Genomic DNA, 6,388 nt, shown 5'->3' with positions numbered 1-6,388 from the left:
TTTGCTAAATAAAAAATTTGTGTATAATTTTATTTGTATCCGTTAAGCTTGTAGGCAAGCATAAAAGACCAAAGCTTGTGGGCAAGCATGAAGACCTCCTTTTGGAGGTCTTTTTTTTAGCTTTAAGGAGTAAAAAAAATGAAAAAAACTATTTTACTGATTGATGCTGGTTATTTACTCATTGTCTTAAGAGAGGAAGGTATTTCTTATAATGCAAATATGATTGCACAAATAGCTAAGGATTGTTGTGTAGCTGATGAAGAAGAATTACACAAAATTCTCTATTATGATTGTGATTCATTTGACCCAATTGACAAAAAAACTGGCAAACCATTCTTTTATTTGCTGAAACACAAAAATGGTGTAGAATTAGTCAAAAAAGAAAATAAACTGATTGCAGAATTACAACCAAAAGATTTATTTGCTGTTCGTTTAGGGGTTTTAAAATTCGAAGGTTGGACTAATGAAGGCAAAAAAAGTAAGCCAAAATTTAGGAAAAAAGGCGTGGATATGCGTATTGGGTTAGATATGGCACACCTTGCTCATCAAGGAAAAATTGATAGAATTATTTTAATTACTGCAGACACTGATTTTATTCCTGCAATGAAATATGTTAGAAAAGCCAATATACAGGTTGTAATTGCCAAATTAGGAGAGCGCCATTTAACGCCAGATTTAACCATGCATACTGATTTTATTAGACCAATCAAACTAAATATCATTAAAAACAATAAATTATGCTTTTAATGATTGACAATTACGATTCATTTACCTATAACTTGGTGCAGTATTTTGGCGAGTTAGGACAAACGGTTGAAGTGTATCGAAATGACAAAATTACAGTCAATGAAATTGAAAAACTGAATCCAGAGTTTTTGGTTATCTCCCCTGGTCCTTGCACACCAAATGAAGCAGGGATTTCAATTGAAGTGATTAGAAATTTTGCTGGCAAGATTCCAATACTTGGTGTGTGCCTGGGGTTTCAGGCGATGGTGCAGGCATTCGGTGGTAATGTGATTGGCGCTAAAAAGATTATGCATGGAAAAATATCACCTGTACATCATACAAACAAAGGTGTATTTAACAACCTCAACAATCCATTAAATGCCACGCGCTACCACTCATTGGTAGCCGAACAATCCAGTTTGCCAGATTGCTTTGAAATGACTGCTTGGACTAAGGATGAACAAGGTGGTTGTGATGAAATTATGGGCATCAAGCATAAAGAAATGCCCATTGAAGGTGTTCAATTCCACCCAGAATCTATTTTGACTGAACAAGGTCATGAGATGCTAGATAACTTTTTAAAAGGAGAATAAACATGGAAGTTTTAGAGTTTTTATTAGATGACGAGCAAATCCTTACCACAGTTACATTGGTGATTTTGATTATGCTACTGATTGGCAATGTTGTTGCAGATAAATTAAAAAAATACGAAGATATAGATGTTGACGCAGCAGTTACATTAATGGATGAAAAAGATTTAATTATCCTAGATGTGCGCGAGAAAAAAGAACGCAGTGCAGGCTATATTGCAAATGATATTCATATCCCAATAAGTCAAGTTAAAAGTAAACTTAATACCTTAGATAATAAGAAAAAAGTATTGGTATATTGCCACAGTGGTTCGCGTGCAGCACATATTGCAGGACTATTAACACGCAATGAGTTTGAGCATGTTTATAACTTAAAAGGCGGCATGAACGCCTGGAAAAAAGCCAACCAACCCATTAAATCTTAGGAGACGCAAGTGAAAACAAACACAATTTATTGTTCTGATACTTGTCCATTTTGTCAAAGAGCTTATCAATTATTAGAAAGTAGAGGTATTCCCTTTAAGAAACATTATGTCAAAACACCCGATGATTGGGACGAAGTAATAGAAAAAACTGGCAGAAATACAGTACCACAAGTATTTATTAATGGCACACATATCGGTGGCTTTGATGATTTAGCAGCCGCTGATTCGTCTGGAAAATTAGACGAAATCCTTAATCAATAATGACCAACAACCTTAGTATTATTGGTGCAGGTGCTTGGGGAAGTGCTTTAGCAATTGCCTTGTCAGATAACTTTGATACTATCTTTTTACATGCTCACACGCAAAAAGAAGTTGACACACTACAGCCAAAACACCCTGCTTTATCGGTAAATTATGCATCAAATATAAAACTGACTTTTGATTTATCGCATGTGCAAGATTCTCACAGTGTTTTAATTGCGGTACCGAGTTATGGTTTTACTAGCACACTTAAAACACTGCAACCCTTACTCACAGAAAAACAATCTGTTGCTTGGGCAACTAAAGGTTTTGATACCGATGGACAATGTTTTTTACATGAGAGCTTTGAATCTATTCTAGACAAACACCCAAGTTGTGTAATTTCAGGACCTAGTTTTGCCTTTGAAGTCGCTAGTCGTAAACCAACAGCACTTAGCGTTGCTGCAAAAGACAAAAGAATTCAAGACCACTGGGCGCAAGTTCTAAATACTCAAGCACTTAGAGCCTACACCAATGATGATGTCATTGGTGTAGAAGTGGGCGGGTCAGTCAAAAATATTTTGGCAATTGCCGCAGGTATTGCTGCAGGTTTAAACTATGGTGCTAGCGCTCAAGCGGCTTTAATCACGCGTGGATTAGCTGAAATGATACGCTTAGGTGTGGCTTTAGGTGCGAATACATCGACTTTCAATGGTTTATCGGGATTGGGTGATTTGGTGCTAACTTGTTCCGATGATTTATCAAGAAATCGCCAATTTGGCAAGGCATTAGCTAAAAATCAAAATACAAAACAGGCGTTGAATAGTGTTGGTGCAACTGTTGAAGGGCTTAATACCTTAGGGTTAGTATTATCACAGGCAAAAAATCATCAAATTGAAATGCCAATTTGTGAACAAGTTAAACAAGTTGTTGATGGACAAGTGACGCCGACCCAAGCCGTTAATCGGTTAATGTCAAGAGTGCAGATCCACGAGTGATTTCTCTAAAATGATTCTTGACTTATTAAGACATGGTGAACCCGAAGGGGGTCGCTTATACCGTGGAAATTTACTTGACGACCCCTTAAGCGAAAAAGGCTGGCAACAAATGCAAGCATCAATAAATGGTAAACACTGGGATTTTATTGCCACTTCGCCAATGGCTCGTTGTCAAGCATTTGCTCAGCATTTATCAGAAATGCAAAATATTGAAATGCAAGTGTTTGACTCACTAAAGGAAATAGGATTTGGCGACTGGCAAGGTCGAAATGCCAAGGAAATTGGACAAACCACAATTGACAAATTCAAACAAAGCCCCTTAGACAATCGACCATTGGGTGCAGAAGATTTATACGATTTCCAGGCACGAATATTGTCTGTATTAGAGCAAATAACCCAAGAACGAACAAAAAAGTCAATCTTACTCGTCGCCCACGCAGGGGTTATTAGGGTTATTAAATCTCACTTACTCAACCTATCCATTGAAAAAATGTTTACAATACAAGTTGCTTCTGCATCTTGTGAGCGATTTGAATTATGAGAGAACTTTTGTTTGTCATCACTATTGCTTGCGCTACTACAGCGCAGGCTTTTAACATCTGGGATTTAATTTCACCAAAAACACCAAAATTTGATGAGATAAAAGATTCTAATCAAAAGAAAAATGCTTTTTTTGATTACTTACTACCAATGGTAAAAGAGGAAAATAATAAAATTAAACTGCTTCGTTCATTGATTAAAAATAATCAATTTGATGACACACAGATTAAAAAATTAGCTAAAAAATATCGTATTAAGAGTGTGAACAAAATCTCGTTATTAAATGCAGTAGACACTATCCCTGCCTCTTTAGTGTTAGCGCAAGCAGCGATTGAATCCAATTGGGGGAATTCCAGATTTTCCAAATACTACAACAATTATTTTGGTCTGTGGTGTTTTAAACTTGGTTGTGGTGTTGTACCTAAAGAGCGTATAAAAGGCGCTAAGCACGAGGTAATGAGCTTTTCTTCGGTCAACAAATCCATTAAATACTACCTGCTAAATCTTAATCGTAATCATACTTATAGGTTACTCAGACAAATTAGAGCTTATAAGCGTAAACACAATCTTAAACTTACAGGTGCCAGTCTTTCTGAAGGATTGGAAAAATACTCAGCGATTGGTTATGAATATATTGAGTTAGTGCAAAGTATTATTAGACAAAACAAACTGTCTAGATTTGATGATTAACTGCCGAATTAAAACAAATTCTAGGCAATAAAAAACCCGCAATCTGCGAGTTTTTTTTGCAAGCATTAAATAAAATGTTAACGCTTTGAGTACTGCTCGCTCTTACGCGCTTTCTTGTGTCCAACTTTCTTACGCTCAACAATTCTTGCGTCACGAGTAACAAAACCAGCCTTACGAAGGTCACCTCTAAGCTCTTCATCATACTCCATTAAGGCGCGTGTCACACCTAAACGAATCGCACCCGCTTGACCAGTGTCACCACCGCCCTTAACCATGATGTTGAAGTCAAACTTATCTCTCATATCAACCGTATCTAATGGTTGATTAATAATCATTGAAGAAGTTTCACGACCGAAGTATTCGCCCATTGGACGCTTGTTTACGGTAAATACACCTTTACCTTTAGTCATATAAACACGAGCTACTGAGGTCTTTCTTCTGCCTGTTGCATAAAATATTTGCGTCTTTGCCATAATAATTTCCGTACCTTAAAATATCTAAAATTAAATTTCTAAAAGTTGAGGTTGTTGCGCCGCGTGTGTATGTTCAGCGCCTGCGAATACCTTCATCTTTCTAAACATATCTCTACCTAGAGGGCCTTTTGGCAACATACCTCTGACAGCTTTGTTGATAATTTCTTCAGGCTTCTTAGCTTGTAAATCCTTGAATGCTATTGACTTCAAATTACCTACATAACCCGTATGATGATGATACATTTTATCGTCAAACTTATTACCTGTTACTGTTACTTTTTCAGCATTGATAATAACAATGTAATCGCCTGTGTCTGTATGCGGCGTGTATTCAGGCTTGTGCTTACCACGAAGGCGAGAGGCAATTGCTGTTGCCAAACGACCCAGTGTTTTACCGTCAGCGTCAACCAATAACCAATCTCTTTTCACTTCGTGTGCCTTAGCGCTAAATGTTTTCATAAATCTATCTTTGTGCAAAATAATCGGACTATTATAATCATCTTTAGATTTTAATGTTGTCTATTCACCGAATAAAGTCTAATTTTTGTTCATAAACTTTGGTTCTAACATCAAACAACCCTAACAAAGTATGGAACAACCCATCATGGCTTAATGCCAAATCTTTTTTGCCCTTTGTAACTTCTGTGGAAAATTGCTTGTCAAACCATGCGATTGACGCCACATGAGTTTGCTCTTTTGGTGCTATAAAATAAGGCATACCATGTAAATACAGCCCTTTTTCGCCTAACGACTCACCGTGATCACTCATATAGAGCATTGCACTTTGATGTGTTTGATTTTTCTTCAACAATGCAATCACTTGAGATAAAAAGTAATCAGTATAAACAATGGTGTTGTCATAGGCGTTATTAATCATCTCATTAGTGCATTTACTAAACTGATTAGTCTTGCAGGTTGGTGTGAACTTTTCAAACGCCTTAGGATAGCGTTTATAGTAAGCAGGCCCATGACTACCCATCATATGCAGGACAATTAAAATATCCTGATTTTTGTGCGTGCTGATGTAGTCTTGCAAACCATCCAACATCCCCACATCTCTACATTCCACATCACATATATGGTTGTTATTACTGGTTTTAAAATCTTGATAGATAACACGATTTGCAACGCCCTTAGAGCTAGAATTATTGTCTCTCCACAACACCTCAACACCAGCATGATTCAAAATATCTAATACATTACTCATATTTTTACCTTGCGTGTGAGAATAATCACTTCTACCCAACGATGAGAACATACAAGGTAGAGAATAAGCGGTATTGGTACCACAAGAAGACATTTGAGAAAAACTAAGTACCGACTCCTTCGTCAATAATGGGTTAGTCAGCCTTTGGTAGCCATTTAACGAAAATCTATCTGCTCTGGCTGTTTCCCCCGCTATCATAATAACCAATTTCTTGTGTTGGCTATCTCTATCAATGCGTGCGTCTTCGCCAATAACTTTAAAAGGCATACGCTGAGTTTTAAATTGTGAATTTATAGTTTGGCCAATCGCATATAAATAATAAGTTGGATTGATATACAGGCGCAAATATGCATATTCCTTAAAGAGTAAAGTGTAAGACTTAAAAAACACTAAGGTAATCACAACAAATACAACAATTAGGCTCAAAAATACCTTGAATCTACGACAGAGTTCTTGTGGTAATCGATGATGCACAATCTCTACTTTATAGACCCAATAA

At 36.7% G+C, this 6,388-nt stretch carries 10 protein-coding genes; 7 read left to right on the top strand and 3 right to left on the bottom strand.

The features are described from left to right. Window positions 1–138 precede the first annotated feature (138 nt). The 7 genes from BAZSYMA_RS04430 to BAZSYMA_RS04400 are packed head-to-tail and all read left to right on the top strand — an operon-like array spanning window position 139 to window position 4,209. Window positions 139–747 (top strand): NYN domain-containing protein, encoded by a 609-nt coding sequence (locus tag BAZSYMA_RS04430; protein ID WP_090716033.1) that lies wholly within the window; start codon window positions 139–141, stop codon window positions 745–747. Further along, window positions 738–1,319 carry an anthranilate synthase component II gene (locus tag BAZSYMA_RS04425; RefSeq protein WP_090716030.1) on the top strand — a complete coding sequence of 194 codons (582 nt, stop codon included), beginning with the start codon at window positions 738–740 and terminating at the stop codon, window positions 1,317–1,319. The genes BAZSYMA_RS04430 and BAZSYMA_RS04425 overlap by 10 nt, the downstream gene beginning before the upstream one ends. A gap of 2 nt (window positions 1,320–1,321) precedes the next feature. Beyond that, the gene (locus tag BAZSYMA_RS04420; RefSeq protein WP_090716028.1) at window positions 1,322–1,741 is read left to right on the top strand and encodes a rhodanese-like domain-containing protein; all 420 of its coding nucleotides are present in this window, start codon (window positions 1,322–1,324) and stop codon (window positions 1,739–1,741) included. A 9-nt stretch (window positions 1,742–1,750) separates the two neighbouring features. After that, entirely contained in the window at window positions 1,751–2,002 is a 252-nt protein-coding gene (locus tag BAZSYMA_RS04415) for a glutaredoxin domain-containing protein (protein WP_090716025.1), read from the top strand. After that, complete coding sequence (locus BAZSYMA_RS04410) at window positions 2,002–2,979, top strand: NAD(P)H-dependent glycerol-3-phosphate dehydrogenase (RefSeq protein ID WP_090716022.1); 978 nt, start codon at window positions 2,002–2,004, stop codon at window positions 2,977–2,979. Before BAZSYMA_RS04415 ends, BAZSYMA_RS04410 begins: the two co-directional genes overlap by 1 nt. A gap of 10 nt (window positions 2,980–2,989) precedes the next feature. After that, window positions 2,990–3,520 (top strand): histidine phosphatase family protein, encoded by a 531-nt coding sequence (locus BAZSYMA_RS04405; RefSeq protein WP_090716020.1) that lies wholly within the window; start codon window positions 2,990–2,992, stop codon window positions 3,518–3,520. Next, entirely contained in the window at window positions 3,517–4,209 is a 693-nt protein-coding gene (locus BAZSYMA_RS04400; RefSeq protein ID WP_090716015.1) for a glucosaminidase domain-containing protein, read from the top strand. The genes BAZSYMA_RS04405 and BAZSYMA_RS04400 overlap by 4 nt, the downstream gene beginning before the upstream one ends. Window positions 4,210–4,286: 77 nt before the next feature. Here BAZSYMA_RS04400 and rpsI read toward each other — a convergent pair whose 3' ends face one another. From rpsI to BAZSYMA_RS04385, 3 genes are all read right to left on the bottom strand, one after another. Further along, window positions 4,287–4,682, bottom strand: coding sequence for a 30S ribosomal protein S9 (gene rpsI, locus BAZSYMA_RS04395; protein WP_090716012.1), 396 nt, complete (start codon window positions 4,680–4,682; stop codon window positions 4,287–4,289). Window positions 4,683–4,712: 30 nt separating this feature from the next. Further along, window positions 4,713–5,141: a 50S ribosomal protein L13 gene (rplM, locus tag BAZSYMA_RS04390; protein ID WP_090716009.1), complete on the bottom strand. Its 429-nt coding sequence runs from the start codon at window positions 5,139–5,141 to the stop codon at window positions 4,713–4,715. 64 nt (window positions 5,142–5,205) lie between these two features. Continuing rightward, the coding region (locus BAZSYMA_RS04385) for a phosphoethanolamine transferase (RefSeq protein ID WP_143243100.1) at window positions 5,206–6,388 on the bottom strand (1,183 nt) is incomplete at its 5' end.

The organism is Bathymodiolus azoricus thioautotrophic gill symbiont, assembly GCF_001298715.1.
In the GTDB taxonomy this organism is placed as follows: Bacteria; Pseudomonadota; Gammaproteobacteria; order PS1; family Pseudothioglobaceae; genus Thiodubiliella.
The sequence above is the reverse complement of the archived record's forward strand: the minus strand, read 5'-3'. Positions and strand labels throughout refer to the sequence as shown.